This window comes from Chitinophaga sp. (assembly GCF_036569125.1).
In the GTDB taxonomy this organism is placed as follows: domain Bacteria; phylum Bacteroidota; class Bacteroidia; order Chitinophagales; family Chitinophagaceae; genus Chitinophaga.
The window spans coordinates 1-17,348 of record NZ_DATCRF010000422.1; the positions used below are offsets into that span (position 1 = coordinate 1).

The 17,348-nt window shown below is 49.8% G+C and carries 15 protein-coding genes; 5 read left to right on the plus strand and 10 right to left on the minus strand.

The annotated features are described in order from the left end of the window. The first annotated feature begins 151 nt into the window (after nt 1-151). The 4 genes from VIM87_RS15615 to VIM87_RS15630 are packed head-to-tail and all read left to right on the plus strand — an operon-like array spanning nt 152 to nt 5,419. Complete coding sequence (locus VIM87_RS15615; protein ID WP_331997891.1) at nt 152-1,279, plus strand: DUF5074 domain-containing protein; 1,128 nt, start codon at nt 152-154, stop codon at nt 1,277-1,279. Between the two features lie 2 nt (nt 1,280-1,281). After that, nucleotides 1,282-3,294: a TonB-dependent receptor gene (locus VIM87_RS15620; RefSeq protein ID WP_331997892.1), complete on the plus strand. Its 2,013-nt coding sequence runs from the start codon at nt 1,282-1,284 to the stop codon at nt 3,292-3,294. An 11-nt stretch (nt 3,295-3,305) separates the two neighbouring features. Further along, the gene (locus VIM87_RS15625) at nt 3,306-4,427 is read left to right on the plus strand and encodes a YncE family protein (RefSeq protein WP_331997905.1); all 1,122 of its coding nucleotides are present in this window, start codon (nt 3,306-3,308) and stop codon (nt 4,425-4,427) included. An 11-nt stretch (nt 4,428-4,438) separates the two neighbouring features. Next, nucleotides 4,439-5,419, plus strand: a complete 981-nt coding sequence (locus VIM87_RS15630) for a hypothetical protein (RefSeq protein WP_331997893.1) — start codon at nt 4,439-4,441, stop codon at nt 5,417-5,419. 86 nt (nt 5,420-5,505) lie between these two features. On the opposite strand, the gene VIM87_RS15635 is transcribed toward VIM87_RS15630, so the two are convergent. From VIM87_RS15635 to VIM87_RS15650, 4 genes are all read right to left on the minus strand, one after another. Continuing rightward, nucleotides 5,506-6,414 (minus strand): YheT family hydrolase, encoded by a 909-nt coding sequence (locus VIM87_RS15635; RefSeq protein ID WP_331997894.1) that lies wholly within the window; start codon nt 6,412-6,414, stop codon nt 5,506-5,508. A gap of 89 nt (nt 6,415-6,503) precedes the next feature. Continuing rightward, nucleotides 6,504-6,821, minus strand: coding sequence for a thioredoxin (gene trxA / locus VIM87_RS15640; RefSeq protein WP_331997895.1), 318 nt, complete (start codon nt 6,819-6,821; stop codon nt 6,504-6,506). A gap of 65 nt (nt 6,822-6,886) precedes the next feature. Continuing rightward, the gene (locus tag VIM87_RS15645) at nt 6,887-7,993 is read right to left on the minus strand and encodes a DUF2911 domain-containing protein (RefSeq protein WP_331997896.1); all 1,107 of its coding nucleotides are present in this window, start codon (nt 7,991-7,993) and stop codon (nt 6,887-6,889) included. 94 nt (nt 7,994-8,087) lie between these two features. After that, nucleotides 8,088-9,671, minus strand: a complete 1,584-nt coding sequence (locus VIM87_RS15650) for a hypothetical protein (RefSeq protein ID WP_331997897.1) — start codon at nt 9,669-9,671, stop codon at nt 8,088-8,090. A 196-nt stretch (nt 9,672-9,867) separates the two neighbouring features. On the opposite strand from VIM87_RS15650, the gene VIM87_RS15655 reads away from it, so the two are divergent. Then, entirely contained in the window at nt 9,868-10,191 is a 324-nt protein-coding gene (locus VIM87_RS15655; RefSeq protein WP_331997898.1) for a hypothetical protein, read from the plus strand. A 199-nt stretch (nt 10,192-10,390) separates the two neighbouring features. Here the strand turns inward: VIM87_RS15655 and VIM87_RS15660 are convergent, their stop codons facing one another. From VIM87_RS15660 to VIM87_RS15685, 6 genes are all read right to left on the minus strand, one after another. After that, the gene (locus VIM87_RS15660) at nt 10,391-10,978 is read right to left on the minus strand and encodes an RNA polymerase sigma factor (RefSeq protein ID WP_331997899.1); all 588 of its coding nucleotides are present in this window, start codon (nt 10,976-10,978) and stop codon (nt 10,391-10,393) included. Between the two features lie 115 nt (nt 10,979-11,093). Next, nucleotides 11,094-11,609, minus strand: a complete 516-nt coding sequence (locus VIM87_RS15665) for a hypothetical protein (protein ID WP_331997900.1) — start codon at nt 11,607-11,609, stop codon at nt 11,094-11,096. 111 nt (nt 11,610-11,720) lie between these two features. Then, nucleotides 11,721-12,764 carry a type IX secretion system membrane protein PorP/SprF gene (locus tag VIM87_RS15670; RefSeq protein ID WP_331997901.1) on the minus strand — a complete coding sequence of 348 codons (1,044 nt, stop codon included), beginning with the start codon at nt 12,762-12,764 and terminating at the stop codon, nt 11,721-11,723. Nucleotides 12,765-12,836: 72 nt separating this feature from the next. Beyond that, nucleotides 12,837-14,612: an OmpA family protein gene (locus VIM87_RS15675; RefSeq protein WP_331997902.1), complete on the minus strand. Its 1,776-nt coding sequence runs from the start codon at nt 14,610-14,612 to the stop codon at nt 12,837-12,839. 22 nt (nt 14,613-14,634) lie between these two features. Continuing rightward, the gene (locus VIM87_RS15680) at nt 14,635-15,642 is read right to left on the minus strand and encodes a PorP/SprF family type IX secretion system membrane protein (protein ID WP_331997903.1); all 1,008 of its coding nucleotides are present in this window, start codon (nt 15,640-15,642) and stop codon (nt 14,635-14,637) included. A 105-nt stretch (nt 15,643-15,747) separates the two neighbouring features. Then, a partial coding sequence (locus VIM87_RS15685; RefSeq protein ID WP_331997904.1) for a gliding motility-associated C-terminal domain-containing protein occupies nt 15,748-17,348 on the minus strand: 1,601 nt, incomplete at its 5' end.

Sequence of the window (17,348 nt, forward strand, 5' to 3'; positions counted from 1 at the left end):
ACCGGCATTATATTCTTTTTTACTGTATCGTTTTTACCCATGGCGTGTAGTGCTGGTGCAATAATACCAGTGCTTATTACAATTGTTTTTTTCCGGGCTGCTGGCCCGGCAGGCATTGTATGTCCCTGTATTTTTAAACCCATACGATCATATGAAAAGACAACTATTGCCCCTTTTGTTATTGGGAACCCTTACTGTTTTCTTTGCAGCCTGCCAGAAAGAAGATGCGCTGCAGCCGCTGCAAAAAGAAGCAGCGGAGCTTGGAAAAGTTAATGCCCAGCAAAGCGCATTATTAGCGAATTATGCCAATGGCTTTTTTATTGCCAATGAAGGCTGGTTTGGCCATGGTACAGGCGACCTGCATTTTTATTCTTACAGCGGCGATAGCCTGGACCTGAACGTGTATCATCAACAAAACCCCAGCGGCACCCTGGGTACTGCCACCAGCACCCTGCAGTACGCCACCATCTTTAATGGTAAAATGTACATTGTAATTAAAGTAGGCGGGCCCATGGTGGTAACAGATGCCAACACTATGGTGGAAACCGGCCGTGTGGCTTCCCTGCCGCAGAATGATGGTCATGCGTTCATTGGTATTGACGCTACCCATGGCTTGCTGAGCGCTAAAGATGGCGTATACCCGGTAACGTTACCCAGCCTGGCTATTGGCACTAAGATCAGCGCAGTAGCCGGTTATACCGGCGATATGCTGAAAGCCGGCAGCTATGTATTTGTACTGTCGCAAACAGATGGTATTGTTGCTATCAACAGCAGCACCTATGCCTGGGTAAAGAATTTCGGCGCAGCCAACCTGGCTTTTGCATTGGGTAAAGATGGCGCTGTATATGCCACCAATGCAGATTCACTGATCCGTATTGATCCCGCTACACTGGGCCGTACCGCGCTGAAGCTGCCTTTCAGCGTACCCTCTCCCTGGGGCGCATGGCGGCATGCCGCCATTACCTCCTCCACACAGGAAAGCACCGTGTACATCGTGCGCAACAACGGTTTTGCCGGCGGCACACAGCTGTACCGTTATGTAATTGGTAATGCAGCATCTTTAACCACACCTTTTATTACCCTGCCCAGCGGCCAGTTCTTTTATGGCGCAGGCGCAGCGTATAACAAAGATAAAAATGAGCTGGTGCTCACCACCATTAACGGTGCATTCACCGGCGATACCAACCGCATACTGATCTATGACGCTACTACGGCAGTATTGAAAAAGACATTAACCTATACAGGCTGGTATTTCCCTGCCATGCCGGTATTCCATTAATTATGCAACAACCGGCCTTTATCCGTAAGTATGTTCACCTGTTAAGCAGTGCCAGCCTGTTATGGGCCGGCGCTGCTTATTCCCAGATAAAAGACACTACCACTTTACAGGAAGTACGGGTAGATGCCAAACGCCTGCCGGCAGGCCTGAACCCGGTTACCGCCATGCAGGTATTATCCGGGCTAAAGCTGCAGCGCTTAAACAGCCTGTCTGTAGCTGATGCAGTACGGTATTTTTCCGGTGTGCAGCTAAAAGATTATGGCGGCATAGGCGGTTTAAAAACTATTAATGTGCGCAGCATGGGCACCAACCACACAGCGGTGAGCTATGACGGGCTGGTGCTGGGCAATGCGCAGAACGGGCAGGTAGACCTGGGTAAATTCTCCCTGGACAATATTTCCGAAGCAGCCCTGTATAACGGGCAGCCCCCTACGTTATTACAGCCTGCCAGGGCTTTTTCCGCAGGCAATGTATTAGCCCTGCAATCCCGTACGCCTCAATTTTTAAACAATGAACAATGGCATGGAAAAGTAAGCTTCAAAACCGGCTCATCCGGTTTAGTTAACCCCTCGCTGTTATGGCAGCAAAAAATTACATCGCGCATATATAGCACCCTGAGCACCGAATGGATCAATGCCAACGGGCGGTATAAATTCCGCTACACCAACGGCAAGTATGATACTACGGCAGTGCGGCAGAATGGCAATGTAAATGCCTTCCGCGCCGAAGCCGGCTTAAACGGCCTGCTGGCGGATAGCAGCCGCTGGTCTGTGAAGTATTACCGCTACCAGTCTGCCCGCGGTTTGCCGGGCGCTATTGTAGCCAACCATTTCAATTACGGGCAGCACCTGGAAGACCGTGACCAGTTTGTGCAGGCCAGCTTTCACAGCGATCCGCGCAAACGGTACCGCCTGCTGGCCAATGCCAAATACTCCGATCTGTATAGCCGGTATATTGATCCCGAATATCCCAACGAACAACATTTGCTGGATAACTACTACCACCAGAAAGAAGTGTATGTATCCCTGGCGAATGAATATACCATTAACCGCTGGTGGGAAAGCTCGCTGGCAGCAGACTTTATATCCAACACCATGGATGCAAACCTGTACCGCTTTCCCTACCCTACCCGCTATACCACGCTGGTAGCGCTGGCCAGCCGGCTGCATTTACCACAGCTGGAAATACAGGGCAATTTACTGGCCACCATTGTGAATGAAAAAGTACAAACCTATGAAAGCGCCGGTCCTAAAAGAGAATACACACCTTCCCTTTCGCTGGCCTGGAAGCCTTTTGCACAGCAGCATTTATGGCTGCGTACTTTTTACAAACACATTTTCCGCCTGCCTACTTTCAATGACCTGTACTATACCTTCATTGGCAACAATAACCTGAAACCGGAATATGTGCAGCAGTACGATGCAGGTTTTACCTGGCAGCAACCCATGCGCGGGCGCTGGTTATACATTTCCCTGCAGACAGATGCTTATTACAACCGTGTAAAGGATAAGATAGTGGCCGTGCCTTCGGATAACCTCTTTGGCTGGTCGATGATGAACCTGGGGCGGGTGGATATTAAAGGGATAGATGCAGTGCTTAACACCGCCGTACAACCTTTTAAGGAGCTGCTTGTAAATGCGGGCATTAACTACACTTACCAGCAGGCGCAGGATGTTACTTCGGGCAAAGGCGGTTTTAACTACGGGCAGCAGATCCCCTATACGCCCTGGCACAGCGGATCTTTTACACTGGGCGCCGACTGGCGTTCCCTGTCGCTGAACTACAGCTTTATCTATACCGGGGAACGTTACAGCCAGAAAAGGAATATACCCGTGAATTATGTGCAGCCCTGGTACACCAGCGACCTTTCTGCCTCCTGGACATTAACACGTCAGTCATTCACCAATAAGCTCACGTTTGAGGTGAATAATTTATTAAACCAGTATTACGATGTGGTATTGAACTTTCCCATGCCAGGCCGTAACTACCGGCTTACTTTAAGCATAAGCCGCTGATCATAACTATGATGTCTGTGAATAATTTATACCGCACTCTTTTATGCAGCCTGCTGCTGCTCACGGCCTGCCGTAAAGATATAATGCTGCCGCAGGTTGACAACGTGGAGATAAGCGGCTACAGCCGCCCGCATGATATTACGCCTGCCATGCAGGGCTTGTATGTGCTGAATGAGGGGAATATGAACATGAACAAAGCTTCCCTGGATTACCTGGATCTTAGCACGGGCCGCTACAGCCGCCGCCTGTTTGAAGCCTACAACCCCGAAGTGACCAAAGGCCTGGGCGATGTTGGCAACGACATCCAGATCTACGGCAGCAAAATGTACATTGTAGTGAACAACTCCAACAAGGTTGAGGTAGTGGATGCTGCTACTGTAACCCGTATTAAACAGCTGAGCATACGGCAATGCCGCTACGTAGTTTTTTATAAAGGCAATGCATACATCACCTCTAACGATGGTTATGTGTCCGTGATAGATACTACTTCCCTTACAGAAACCGCGCGTATTAAAACAGGCCGTAACCCGGAGCAGATGGCCATTAGCGGCAACAAGCTGTATGTGGCCAACTCCGGCGGCTATAGCCCGCCTAATTATGAGCGCACCGTATCCGTAATAAACCTGGACACGCAGCAGGAGCTGAAGCGTATTGATGTAGCCATTAACCTGGACCGCCTGGCGCTTGACCCTTACGGCGACCTGTATGTAACCTCCCGGGGCGATTATTACACCGTACCCTCCCGGCTATACGTAATTGATACGCATACCGACACGGTGAAAAAGCAATTTAATATAGCAGCCAGCAACATCTTTATCCATAAAGACCTGGCATACATCTACAGTGTGGCATGGAGCTACATTACCCATTCCAACACCATCAGCTATGCGTTGATCAATGTAAAGGATGATACGCTGCTTACTAAACAATTCATTACCGATGGTACCGATAAACAGATCGTAATACCCTATGGTATACTGGTAGACCCGGATACGGAAGATGTGTATGTATCTGATGCGCTGGACTACGTATCGCCCGGCATCCTGTACTGCTTTGATAAAAGCGGTAAAAAGAAATGGTCTGTTGAAACCGGGGATATTCCCGGCCACTTTGTATTCCTGAAGAAAAATTAATACTTCCATATATGCAATTCACAAGATGTACCCGGCTTACTTTTTTATCTGCTGCACTGCTGCTGGCGGCCTGTTCCAAGAAGGCAGATGAAACGCCTGCGCCGGAAGAACCGGACCATTTCCGGCCGGCAACCGCTGCCAGCAGCCCTTACATAAGCCAGGTGTTTGAATACCTTCCTGCGCCCGGGCAGTTTATAAATGAAAATAATTTAGGTGATAGTGCCGGCGCTAAAAAGCTCATTGGCGGCAGCGATGCTTTACTTTCACTGGGCAGCTACGGCGGCTATGTGATCTTTGGATTTGACCATTCCATTGAGAATAAAGATGGCGATGATCTTGGCATCTTTGGCAATCCCTTAACCAATGCCGGCCAGGAATGGTCAGAGCCGGGCATTGTGCTGGTAATGCAGGATAAGAACGGCAACGGCAAACCGGATGATGGCGAATGGTATGAGCTGGCCGGCAGCGAATATGCAAAAGCCACTACCATAAAAAAATACCGCATCACGTATTACAATCCTAAAAAAGAAGAAGCTACGGATATATTATGGAAAGATAACCAGGGCCGCAGCGGTTATGTGCTGGCCAACTATTTTCACATGCAGCCCTACTACCCTTCTTTCGCAAACCCGGATTCTATTTCCTTTGAAGGCACCCTGCTGCCCAATACCATTGGCAAAAAGTACGATCCTGTTTACCAGACCGACCTTGTGACCAACAAACCTTTTGACTGGGGTTATTCCGATAACGGATCGGCCGATGTGCTGCAAACCATCAATGATGAAGGCCGCGGCTACAATAAGCTGGAGATCAGCAATGCAGTAGATGCCAACGGCAAAAGCGTAACCTTAAAATATATTGATTTTGTGAAAGTGTACACCGGCCAAAGCTGCAATGGTAATACTTCTACCGACCCTGATAACCCGGACCGTTTCCTGGGAGAGATCTCAACGGAAATATCCGGCGCCATGGATATTCATATTAAGCCCTGACTATTTGCAATACACCACCTGGTTTTTGAACCAATCCTAGTTTAACCGAGCAGCGGCGGGGAGCAGTCCCTGCCGCTTTATTTTTATCAGGTATTCCTGCTGATAAACCCAAAGGCCCGCCGCTCCGACCAGTAGAACGTGCCGCCAAAAGTTACAAAGCCTACATGCCCGCCATGGCTGGGCGTTTCCAGGTAAAAATGAGGATTGTTTTCCGCTGCTTCATATGGGAAGCTGCCTTTGCCTAAAAAAGGATCGTCCAATGCATTAACGAGCAAGGTGGGAATGCGGATATTTTCCAGGAAAGGTTTGGAGCTGCAGCGGTCCCAGTAGGTGAGCGCATCAGGGAAGCCGTGAATGGGCGCGGTATAACGGTCATCAAACTCCCGGAAGCTTTTGATAGTGTGGTAATTGTCCAGGTTGATCATGCCGGGAAAACGCTGTGCTTTTGCCTGCAGCTTTAAACCCAGCTCGCGGATAAAGCGGCGCATATATACCGTGTTATGCTTTTTCTCTAATTCCACAGAGCTGTCCCGCAGATCGCAGGGAACGGAAAAGGTTACGGCAGAACGAACGGAGGGATGAAGCTCCGCGCCCTGCTCACCTAAATATTTAAGGGTAACATTGCCGCCTAATGAGAAACCTACCAGGTGAATGCTCTCGTATTGATCTAATGTAGTAAGATGATCTATTACCTGCGCCAGGTCGCCGGTTTCACCGCTGTGATAAAAGCGCAGCAGCTGGTTGGGCTCCCCGCTGCAGCCGCGGAAGTTCATGGATATCGTATCGTACCCGCCCTGGTTAAAAATATGCACCATGCCTTTTACATACTGGCGGGTAGCATTCCCTTCCAGCCCATGTAAAATGAGCACGATCTTTTTACTGCCAATGCGGCTGAAATCCAGGTCCAGGAAATCCTGGTCGGTAGTAGTAAAGCGTGCGCGTTCATAATGTACGCGCGGCAGCTTCCGGAATAAAGCGGGATAGATCGTCTGCAAATGACGATGCCGTAAAAAGAATGGTGGTTTGTACGTAGATGACTGAATGACCGGCATATATGCGGCAAGATACTGCGGATGCGGGAAATTTAGCCCTTAAACTGATCGATCACCCCTTTCAGCTCCCGGGCATTCATTACACCGCTTTGCCGCCATTTTACCTCACCGCCCCGGAACACCATGAGGGTGGGCACACTTTGGATCTGGTAAGCTGCTGCCAGCTTGGGATTACGGTCCACATCCATTTTCAGGATCACCACATCATCCCCGGTCATGTTCTTCAGCTCTTTAAGAATGGGCGGCATCATTTTACATGGGCCGCACCATTCCGCAGAAAAATCTACCAGCACCGGTTTATTACCATTTATAAGCTCACCAAAAGAAGGTTGCGCATTTTTAGTTTCCATAGCCCCTTTTTCCTGTTATTCATCAAAAATAGGGCCGCAGGCCAACCTGGCAGGCGCCACTGCCGTTAGTTCACATCCTTGCCGGCGGTTAGCTTATCAATAGCACCCTGCACCGTGGTTTTATTGAGCTGGTCGGGCGCAAGCGTCAGGGCCTGGCGGGCATACTTCAATGCCGATTTATAATCCCCGGTGGCGGAGTAGCCGCGGGTTAATCCCATAAGGGTGGTGTACTGGTTGGGATGTTTGTCAAAGTTCTGCTTAAACACTTCCAGCGCTTCTGCCGGCTTTTTCTGCTGTATCAGCTGGCGGCCGTATTGGTGCAGCTCGTTCATGCCGGCCAGGGGCAGCGATTTCTTCATAACAGCGGTGGCTTCATCGTTACGTCCCAGCTTATTCAGCACCTGTGCTTTGGTGCTCCAGGCCGGGAAGCTGGCCTCTCCGCCAAAATTGTTGGAGGTGGCAGAATCGGACCACAGCAGCGCTTCTTCGAGGTTGGTATTATGCTGCACGCACCACTGGGCGGCCTGGTTCCAGCCCTGCCAGTTAAACCCCTTATCTGATCTTAATTCACGGCGGAAGGAGCTGATCTGATCTTTTACATAATCAGTTTCAACAGTGAAGGGGATACTGAGCTTTTCCCATTCCAGGGCCACGGTAGCGGTGTTCTCTGTTTCATCCATGAACTCATATTTCAGCCATTCCACGCTGTTAGCCAGTGCCACGGGTTTTACTTTTACCCGCAGGGCATCTTCCTGCTCATTGTAATAGAACTGCCCCCATGAAGTGGAGTTCTTAGAAAAAATGAGGGTACATTCATCAGGCCCATAGGCTACAAAAAATCCATATTTGCCGGCGGGTAAGGGCTGGCCGGCTATTTTCACATCATTGCTAAATTCAAAAGTGGTGTTCTCATTGGCGCCGGCCCTCCAGGGGGCAGCCTTGCTGCTGCCAAAACCAGGGTCTGTAAAACCAACGGGCACCAGCTGCCCCCAGATCTTACCTTCCCTGCCTTTTACACCGGGGCGGTCGTAATGAATGGTTACATCCGTTAAACCAATACGTTCGCTTACAGATGCTTTTTTATTATTACCACTGGGCACCGTAGTTAATTGTGCAGATGCTATGAGTGGTAAAAAGATGATGATGGCTACAAGACAGGTTATTGCTTTCATAATGGGATTATTTACCCGGAAAGCTAGCGAACCTGGCAGAGGCTGCCAATTAAATTATGAAGGAGGCTGTAAATACAGGGATGGGAGGCTGCAACTATTCATGTGCAGCGCGCCCTCCGAATATGATACCATATGTTATGCGTGCATACATATGATCGTCGTTGCTCATTTTGGGACCCGGCCGCAAACCGGCTTCCACGGCAAAGCGGGTACCAAAGAAAGAACGGTACATTACCATAGCCTGGTAGCCTATACGAAAGCCCATCTTCTTTACCGGTGTGCCGCTAAGGTTCACCTGCTGCGCTACCTGGCCGCTGCCGTTAGCTACGGAATGGTAATACATGATATCCTGGAAGGTGATGGACTGTCCGTACAACACATCTACAAAGAAATCCGACTGTCCTTTTTCCGCACGGCGGCCCTTGTACTTTTCATCCAGCAGCTTTATCTGCATATCGCGGAAAGTGCTCCATCCTATGCCGGCTGTTATAATGCCGGACTTCATCATGGCGGCAGACTGTGACAGCGAGCCTTCTGAGATATCCAGCGGATTGCCTTCATACTGCATAGGCGCTGTAGTGGTGGCAAAGGGAATAGGGTTACCGCTTTCTATCATCTTATTTTCCATGGTATATCCCAGGCGCAGGGTCACAGCTTTTCTTCTCAGCCCTTTTACATATGTGTTGCTGATATCGCCCAAATGAAGGTTGTAGCTGGCTTCCTTGTCGTAAGAGAACAGGGTTAGCTTTGTTTGCAGCTCCAGGCGGGTAGCGCGTTTATAATCTGTTGGAATACCGCGTTCATCCCAGCCAAAAGGCACATCCTTTTTATCGGCGCCTTTCATATCATCCAGGTAAGCAATGTGGTAATTTGCACTTACACCCAGCATGCTTTTATAGGTATAGAATGCGCCCAGGCCACCGCCTATGCCGAAGTTCAGCGCATCGGCATCAATAGTTACGGGGTTTACGGTAATGCCATACAGGCCGGAGTTGCCCGGCTCATTTCTTTCTATAGCGCCTTTTACGGTTTCCTTTAATTCTTTTTGAGGAGACACCTTTTTAGGCAGGGCTGCATTGTTCTTACCGGTACCGGTAGCGCCTGTATCTGTTGGCAGGGGCTGATAATAGCGGGCATTATAAAGATCCAGGGAATAGCGCATTGCGCGGTCTGCCTTTTTATTATGATAATGTTTCAGGAACACGCCGCCTACCATCATGGCGCCACCAATGCCAAAGCGGGTCCAGAAGGGGGCCATGCTGGCGCCATCCTTGGCTGCTGCAGGCAGGCCGCTGAAGGCGGTTATAATACCAGCAGGCACCAGGGTCCAGCATTCCAGGTTGCCGGTGCGGCGGTGCTTATTCATAATATCCAGCTGCTCATTGGCCAGGGGAGCTTTGGTGTAATACCTTCTTAACATATTCCCTTTCCGGTCCATTGGAACCGGTGTACCATCATTTACAACCAGGTATGGAATGCTTACGCTGCCGGAGCGGAACCCGCCGGTGGAGCTATAACTGGTATAGTTATACGTTTTATAGGTTAGTTCCAGCTTGGTGGTGTTCACCGGTTTCTTTGCAGGGCGGCTGATCTTTTTTGTGGTATCTGTCTGGGCATAGCAGCACAGGGTAATGGCTACGCAGCAAAGCGTTAGCACGGGTCGTAACAGTGGTATCATTTCAGTTTATAAGGTATAGGTACGCTTGTGAAATGCAGCAAATATAGCTCATAATATCAATATATTATACCCTTATAACGAATTTACAACGAAAGTTTTATGCGGCTTTTTAAAAAACTTAACATTGCAGGGGTTATATAATTGTTAACTTTATGTTACCACACATTACTCATAATTTATAAACAAACAATTTTCAATGTCTGACACAAAGAAGGGGCAAGCATCCAGCAAGGATACCCGTAAAACAATTGAACAGCAGTTTGAAACACTGCTTACCAATTGGAAGGAACAATTGGGAGAGAAGAAATTCAAGAACCGGGTGAAGAAAGCAGCTAAGGCCTTCAGCAAAGGATTACCGCTGGTTAAAAAAGAAGCACCTGTTAATAAGAAAGCTGCAAAAAAGGCCGCAGGTGGCAAAAAAGACATTGCAGGTAAAAAAGTAAAGAAAGCCCTTGCAGGCAAAAAGGTAAAAGTGGTTGCCGATAAAAAAGAAGCCCCTAAACCGGCTCCTGAAAAATAGCCGCGCAACGCCTGTTATTACCGCTTACATTTATTTGCTTAAACCGGTAATAACAGGCGAAACCTTTTATACAAAAGATCTTCCGCAGCTGCTAATAAGTATGTTTGAGAATTAAGAAGCAGGTCAAATGCATTGTTGTTACAACCCGAACAGCACAGGCTACATTTCACTTTCAGCTTATTGAATCTTTTCCGCTTTATTATGCGATGGCATTCTCCCTGGCGTGCTCCATGATCTTACGCAGGTTCATAATGGCATAACGTACACGGCCCAACGCGGTGTTAATGCCTACATTCACCACCTCTGCTATTTCCTTATAACTCAGGTCGGCATAATAGCGCAGTATCAATGCTTCCCTTTGTGTTGCGGGCAGCATATCCAGCATGCCATGCAGCTCCTGCTGCCGCTCCCGGATAATAAGGCGCTGCTCCTCACTGGGCTCTATGCCTGCTAAATTCTCGGAAAGCTCTTCCCTGTAGCCCAGCACTACCGGCAGCGACACATGCACCTTGCGGAAGTGGTTAATGCTGCAGTTATGCGCTATGCGCGCCGCCCAGGCTACAAAACGGTGGTTATCCGTATAATGCCCGGCCTTTAAAGCATTCACGATCTTTATAAAGGTCTCCTGGAAAATATCTTCTGCCAGGGTACGGTCTTTCACCAGCAATACAATGGTGGTAAAGATCCTGTCTTTATGCCGGTACACGAGGCGGGTGAACGCGCTGTTGTCGCCGGATAAATAACGCTGTATTAATTCTTCGTCGGTAAAGTCACAATTTCTGTTCATAAACACTGTAATAGAGGTTCCCAAAAAAGGTTAAGATTAATAACAGGCTGCCCTGAAAAGGGCAGCCCTTTTTCCTATAATCTAATCTGTGATGGAGTTATTAGTAGATCAGTCTTTAGTCTTTTAAATGCAAATAGGCTTTTACCTGCTTGTAATCATTCCAGTCAATACCGGCTGCAGCCTTGCGGGCGCTGGTACCGCCGGGGATCACAATGTAACGTGCCTGCTGGTACTTAACGCCGTTATCATCTACCACCGTTGAGAGGTTGCCGTTAGCCAGCAGCCCTATCAGGCCTTCCACAAAACGTACGTTAATAATGTAGTCGCCGTCAAAGTAAGGCAGCGGCGCTACCAGCGGATCGGCAGCAGAGTTCAGGTTCATGTATACTTTTATTTCACCTCCTGCTAATACTTCGGGGGTGATCTGCGGCGCCTCCAGGCTGGCGATCCAGGTGCCGGATGCGGTATCCTGCTCAAAAGCCACATCCAGCCAGCCGGAATAAATTACGTTGGCAGTACCGGTATCCCCTTTAGGGCCGGTATCTCCCTTAGGGCCAGCAGGGCCATTGGGACCAGCCGGGCCGGCGGGTCCGGGATCCCCGTCTTTAGAGCAGGATATTGCTGTAAACATTACAGACATTACAAGTACACAGGGAATAAACCATGATGCTTGGAAAAAACGTTTCATAAAAACTCTTGTTTGTTTGTATTGGTTGAAAAATGAATAAACTGTTTATTGTTGTTACCATACGTTGCGCGGACACAGATCGCCATAGCGGTTACCGATCAGGATGCCTACCAGGATCTCATGCGAGCCACGGCTTACGGTGTTTAAAGAAGATCCGGTGTAATCATAAGAGTACCCGATGTTGAACGTGGAGCTGATGTTCACGCCCAGCATGGCGGCTACGCCATCCTTATAGCGGTAAGATGCGCCGGCCCATATACGGTCGCGGTACTGCACCTTGGCATTTACATCAAAGCTTACCGGCGCTGCTGTTATGTATTTGAGCATAACAGAGGGCATCAGGGTAACATCTTCAGATAGCCATAAACGGTAGCCGGTGGTAAGGAACAGGTGCGGGATCAGCTTACCACGGTACACGGAATCGCCTACTACCTTGCCTTCATCAAAACCCAGGTTCATGGGAATAATGTTCTGGGCCGATAAGCCAATGAAATAATCTGCGGAGTACAGCCACAAGCCTGCGGCTACTTCGGGCTTCCAGGTATTCAGCAGTGAGCTGCCGGCTATCACCGGATCATTGGGATTCTGCAGCTCCAGCTTGGAAGCATCCAGGGTAATGGACTGCATGCCCAGCGAGATGCCTGCGCTTAAGCTGGTGCGGGGCGCCAGGCCTATATGATGTGCATAGGTGCCGCTGAAAGAAACGCGGTTCAATGGGCCGGTCCTGTCATTCAGCAAAGTGAAACCCACACCGGGGTGTGAAGGCGGCGCTTCATAATCGGCCCAATAGGCCCTGCCGCGCGGGTTAGTACCTTCTATTTCAAAACCCGTTGGCGATGCCTGCGGGTAATCGCTTTTACGCAGCGGGCCATGCACCGTTAAATAGGTGGTTACAGGTGAACCATTGAGCCCTGCCCACTGGTGGCGGTGGCTGGCCTTTACATCCCAGTAGTTCTCTATACCTGCCACGGCCGGGTTAATAATAAACGGGTTCATGATGTACTGCGTGTAATGCGGTTGTTGTTGCGCACTCACGGAATGCACCCCCATACAGATCATTAAAGCAACCGCCATGCATCTTTTAATAGATATGTGCATAACATTTGTTTTAAGGTTACCGGACGCCCTGTGCCGGAACGCCCGGTACCGATTTTCATTATGGCCGAAAGATCACTTCAGCACTTTAAACTCTGTTCTCCTGTTCTTCTGCCTTCCTTCAGGATTATCTTTTCCATCCGGTGTGGTATTAGGTGCAATGGGCTGCGTAGCGCCATAGCCTTTGTATTCCAGCCTTTCCTTATCCACTCCCTTGCTGATCAGGTATTCCACTACGTTGTGGGCCCTTGCTTCAGAGAGGCGGGCGTTCAGCGCGTCGGAACCCTTACTGTCTGTATGCGCGCTGATCTCAATGCGCAGATCCGGGTGCTGCTGCAGCATGTTCACCAGCACATCCAGCGCGGGGTACGATTCTGGTTTCAGCGTGGCTACGTTGAAATCATAATACACGTTCTGCAGAATGGTGGGTGTTTCAACTGCCGGTGGCGGTACTTCTTTTACTACCGGCGGCAGTGACTTAATAGTATCCGGCGGTACGGGAATATTTTTGCTAAGGGCAAATAATTCCAGGCAGCATTCTGCTGCGCGGTCGGAACCTATCCACACGTTTTCCAGTATATTTTTTTCTGTGCCTTTGCTGGCAAAGTAGATATCGTCTTTTACGGAATTTACGGGGTAACCGAAGTTCACCGGCGTTTCCCAATTATCCAGGCTGCCTTTGCTGTAAAAGAAATCGTAGCCGCCCATGCCTACGCCGCCATCGGTAGAAAATACCAGCACGCCACTGGGTGCATGGTAGTACGGCGCCTGCTCATTATCAGCGCTGTTGATGGTGCTGCCCAGGTTGCGGCTGTTCAATGGTTTGCCATCTACATCCAGGTCGGCATACCAGATATCGTAACCACCGTAACCGCCTTTGCGGTCGCTGGCATATAACAGGTGCTTACCATCGGGCATTACAAAAGGCTGCTGCGCGCTGTAACCGGCTGCATTCACCTGCTCATCCAGGATCAGCGGCTCACTCCAGGCATTGCCGTATTTTTTGCTGCGGTATATGTTGGCGATCTTTTTACCATCTTCTATTTTCCAGCGGGTGAGGAATAAGGTGTTACCATCCGGTGCAATGCTGATCACACCCTGGTGAATATCCCGCGGCTGCGGCAGCTCCAAACGGGTAATATTGGAGGTGCTGCCTTCTGTTATAGTGGCCTGGTATACCCGGTTCAGGTGCACATGATTCTTATCTGTAGCGCTGTCCGGGCGGGTGGAGGTGAACAGCAACGTACCATCGTTCAGCCATACGGGTGCATAGCTGGCGCCGGTGGTATTAAGGCCGGTGGCGCCTTTGTGCACGGAGTATTGTGAAAGATCGCTGCGGTGCAGCTGCTCCTGTATGAACTGCAGGTTCTTTACTTCCCGTTCTGCGGCTGCGGTGTATTCATCTTTTGTTTCGTGGATGCTCAGGAAATAGGTGAAGGCTTTTTGGGCGGCTTCATATTTTTCCAGCGCGCGCAATGCTGTGGCGTAATGATAGGCTGCCAGCGGGAACTGTGCTTTATCAAATTCCAGCGCTTCTTCGTAATAAGGCGCTGCCTTTACGTAGTAATGCAGCTGGCGGTAACTTTCTGCCAGGTAATAAATGGCTTGCTGCTCGCTGCTTACAGGGGTTACCTGCTTTTTGCTGAGCGTACCGGTTGTGTAAGGATTATATGATGCCGGACGGATAATGCTTTTGCGGGAGGCCAGGTATTTTTCATAATACTGTGCGGCAGAATTGTAGTCGGCCTTTTTATAGTAAAAATCACCGGCCTTCAGGTAGTCGTAGGTGAATTGCGCCTGTGCTGCCATGCCCATTAACACTACCGCTGCAACTAAGAATATTCTTTTCATGAGTTTTCTTTGAATCGTGTTATTATAATCTTGGACAAACAAATTCTACTTCCTGCGCCTTGTATTTCTTACGGCCAATGAAGGTTAAGGATACTTCAAAGCTGTTGGCGCCTTTCACCATTTTGCCCAGGTCGGAATTATTGATGTCGTAGCTGGCGCCCAGTGTCATAGTCTTATAAATGAAACCGGCGTATACGGAGATGGCATCTTTAACACGATAGTTAGCTCCCAGCAGGAAATCGGTATTCATGGCGGCATTCATTTGCCCGTAAGCGCCAAACATTTTCTCAGAAGCAGTACCCTGGCGCATGTACATGGCATTAGGCGTTAGGGTAAAGCCCTGGCCCAGCTGCAGTCTTACACCGGCATGGCCAATGTAGCGCATGGGTATGCGGGCATCGCCCTTTTCACTGAACTGGTCTTTGGGGCGTGTAAGGTGCGATACGGAGAAACCGCCGAAAATGTTATAGTTCTTTCCCGGTTCTGCATCATAATACAATACGCCTGCACCTGCATCGAACGACATGGCGGAGGTTTTGTTAAACACATCTGCTGAGCTGGTGCCCGGGTTGTAACCGGTGATGGGATTCCACTGGTCGCCGAAGGTGAGCTTGGAGGGATCGAACTTGCGCTGTATAAAACCCAGCTGCATACCAAAGGCCAGCTGGTGCGTTTGCATTGCGCCAAACTTTACACCGGTGTAGGCTACGTTAGCATAGCCGGTGGTGTAGTTGTAACCGCCATCGCCGGCCGACTGGTTCAGCACACTGGCGCCGAAGTTGAAGTTCTTGTCGGTGGTAATGTCCGCTGCTGCGCCAAAGGTGGAGAAGGGACTGCTGATGTTACCCCACTGCGTGCGGTAAATGGCCGACAGGCGGTAATCACCGTCAAACGCGCCGGTTAAGGCAGGGTTTAACCAGGAGGGGTACACGTAGTATTGGGAAAAGTGCGGATCTATCTGCGCCCGTGTGCTTAAGGCGGAGAGTGTTGCTACGATCAGCAAACCCAGGGTTCTGGTAAAGCGTTTCATGCGTACAATTTTTATTTTTTGGTTGACCACATGGCACCTCACTGTGTCCATGTGCGCGTTGGTTAATGTCCTCAGATACGGTTGCATGTGAATTGTTTTTTATTGTTATCTCAAAATGGTTACGTTGCCGGTGAGCGGCGGGAAACCGCTTTGCAGCTTAATTACATAGTAATAAGTGGCCAGTGGTAATGCCTTACCGTTCCAGGTGCCATCCCAGGCTACATTGTAGCCGTTGGAGGTGTACACGCGCTGTCCGTAACGGTTATACACATCTACTGTGGCGCCGGGATAATCGGCCAGGTTGGTGATCACCCATTGATCGTTAATGCCATCGCCGTTAGGAGAAAATGCATTGGGCACCTTTACGGGTTTCAGCACTTTTACGGTTAAGGCATCAGTGGCGGAACAGTTGCCCTGTCCTGTTGCGGTGAGGGTATACGTTTCATCGCGCATGGCCTGCAGGTAAGGGCGCAGGATGGTGGGATCCGTGAAGTCGCCCGCCGGCGTCCAGCGGAAAGTAAGCACGGAGGAATCATTAGCCGTTGCATTAAAATGCAGCAGCGTGCCTTCCGGCACTACAAAGGAGGACCCTGCATCTATTACCGGCTGCAGGTATACCAGCACTTTGCTGGTGAAAGCATTGCTTACACAGCCAATGGCATTGGTAACCGTGAGCCTTACATCATAGTTGCCCGGCGCATCGTAGCGTTTAACCGGGTTGCGGGAGGTAGCGCCGCTACCGTCTCCAAATGCCCAATCCCATTTTGTAATGCTGCTGTTAGGGGCGGTGCTTTTATCGGTGAACACATTGTCGGCGCCCTGGCACAAGGTATCCGGCTCAACCAGGAAGCTGGCGATGGGTTTGTTATAGAAAGCGCTCAGCACTTTAGCGGTATCACTGGTACAGCCATATGCCGATCTGGCGATCAATTGTACCGTGTAGGAGCCTGCGCTGGCATATACATGCTTGGGATCTTTTACCGTAGAGTTAGTAGCATCGCCAAAGGCCCACTGGTAGGTTAATGTAGAATTATCTGCTACCGTGGTAAGGTTGGTGAATGCGGCCTCGCCTTCCGGCATACAGATGGCTGTGGGCAACGTAAAGTCAGCCACCGGTAAGGGGTGTACGGCAATAGCATGTGTAACGGTATCGCTCACACAGCTGTTATCGCTCACGGTTACCAGCTTCACGTTATAGGTGTTGCTGCCGGCATAGCTGCGGGTAAATGCATTGCCATTGGTATAAGTGGCGCTGCTGCCATCTCCAAAGCTCCACTTCCAGCTGGTGATGTTACCGGAGGGAATGGTGGAATTATCTGTAATGGTAGCTACCTGGCCCTGGCAAAGGCTGGCGGTAGCGGCAAATGCGGCTACTGGTTTGGGATATACTGTAATGGTCTTTGAAATAGAATCCTTACAGCCGCCATTGGTGGTGAATGTGTACCAGATGGTATGTGTACCCGGGCCTGCCGCAGCGGGATTAAAGTTGCCCACGGCATTGGTGCCCGGCCCGCGGTAAGTACCGGTACCGGCTACGCCATTGGTTACGCTGCCTTTTGCTACAGACACCGGCGTTTTCACATTCTCGCACACTGAAGTGAGCGCAGAAAAGGCCAGGGCCGGTTTCAGGTTAAAGGTGGCGGAAACGGTAGTATCCTTCGTACAACCATTGGCGGTAGTAGCTGTGTATTTGATCTTATAAACTC

Bases quoted from the DNA above. Each gene is read 5' to 3' on its own strand.
- VIM87_RS15655 (WP_331997898.1), top strand. From the start codon at position 9,868: ATGTCTGACACAAAGAAGGGGCAAGCATCCAGCAAGGATACCCGTAAA.
- VIM87_RS15645 (WP_331997896.1), bottom strand. From the start codon at position 7,993: ATGAAAGCAATAACCTGTCTTGTAGCCATCATCATCTTTTTACCACTC.
- VIM87_RS15665 (WP_331997900.1), bottom strand. From the start codon at position 11,609: ATGTTTACAGCAATATCCTGCTCTAAAGACGGGGATCCCGGACCCGCC.
- trxA (WP_331997895.1), bottom strand. From the start codon at position 6,821: ATGGAAACTAAAAATGCGCAACCTTCTTTTGGTGAGCTTATAAATGGT.
- VIM87_RS15620 (WP_331997892.1), top strand. From the start codon at position 1,282: ATGCAACAACCGGCCTTTATCCGTAAGTATGTTCACCTGTTAAGCAGT.
- VIM87_RS15660 (WP_331997899.1), bottom strand. From the start codon at position 10,978: ATGAACAGAAATTGTGACTTTACCGACGAAGAATTAATACAGCGTTAT.
- VIM87_RS15675 (WP_331997902.1), bottom strand. From the start codon at position 14,612: ATGAAAAGAATATTCTTAGTTGCAGCGGTAGTGTTAATGGGCATGGCA.
- VIM87_RS15650 (WP_331997897.1), bottom strand. From the start codon at position 9,671: ATGATACCACTGTTACGACCCGTGCTAACGCTTTGCTGCGTAGCCATT.
- VIM87_RS15670 (WP_331997901.1), bottom strand. From the start codon at position 12,764: ATGCACATATCTATTAAAAGATGCATGGCGGTTGCTTTAATGATCTGT.
- VIM87_RS15625 (WP_331997905.1), top strand. From the start codon at position 3,306: ATGTCTGTGAATAATTTATACCGCACTCTTTTATGCAGCCTGCTGCTG.
- VIM87_RS15630 (WP_331997893.1), top strand. From the start codon at position 4,439: ATGCAATTCACAAGATGTACCCGGCTTACTTTTTTATCTGCTGCACTG.
- VIM87_RS15680 (WP_331997903.1), bottom strand. From the start codon at position 15,642: ATGAAACGCTTTACCAGAACCCTGGGTTTGCTGATCGTAGCAACACTC.
- VIM87_RS15615 (WP_331997891.1), top strand. From the start codon at position 152: ATGAAAAGACAACTATTGCCCCTTTTGTTATTGGGAACCCTTACTGTT.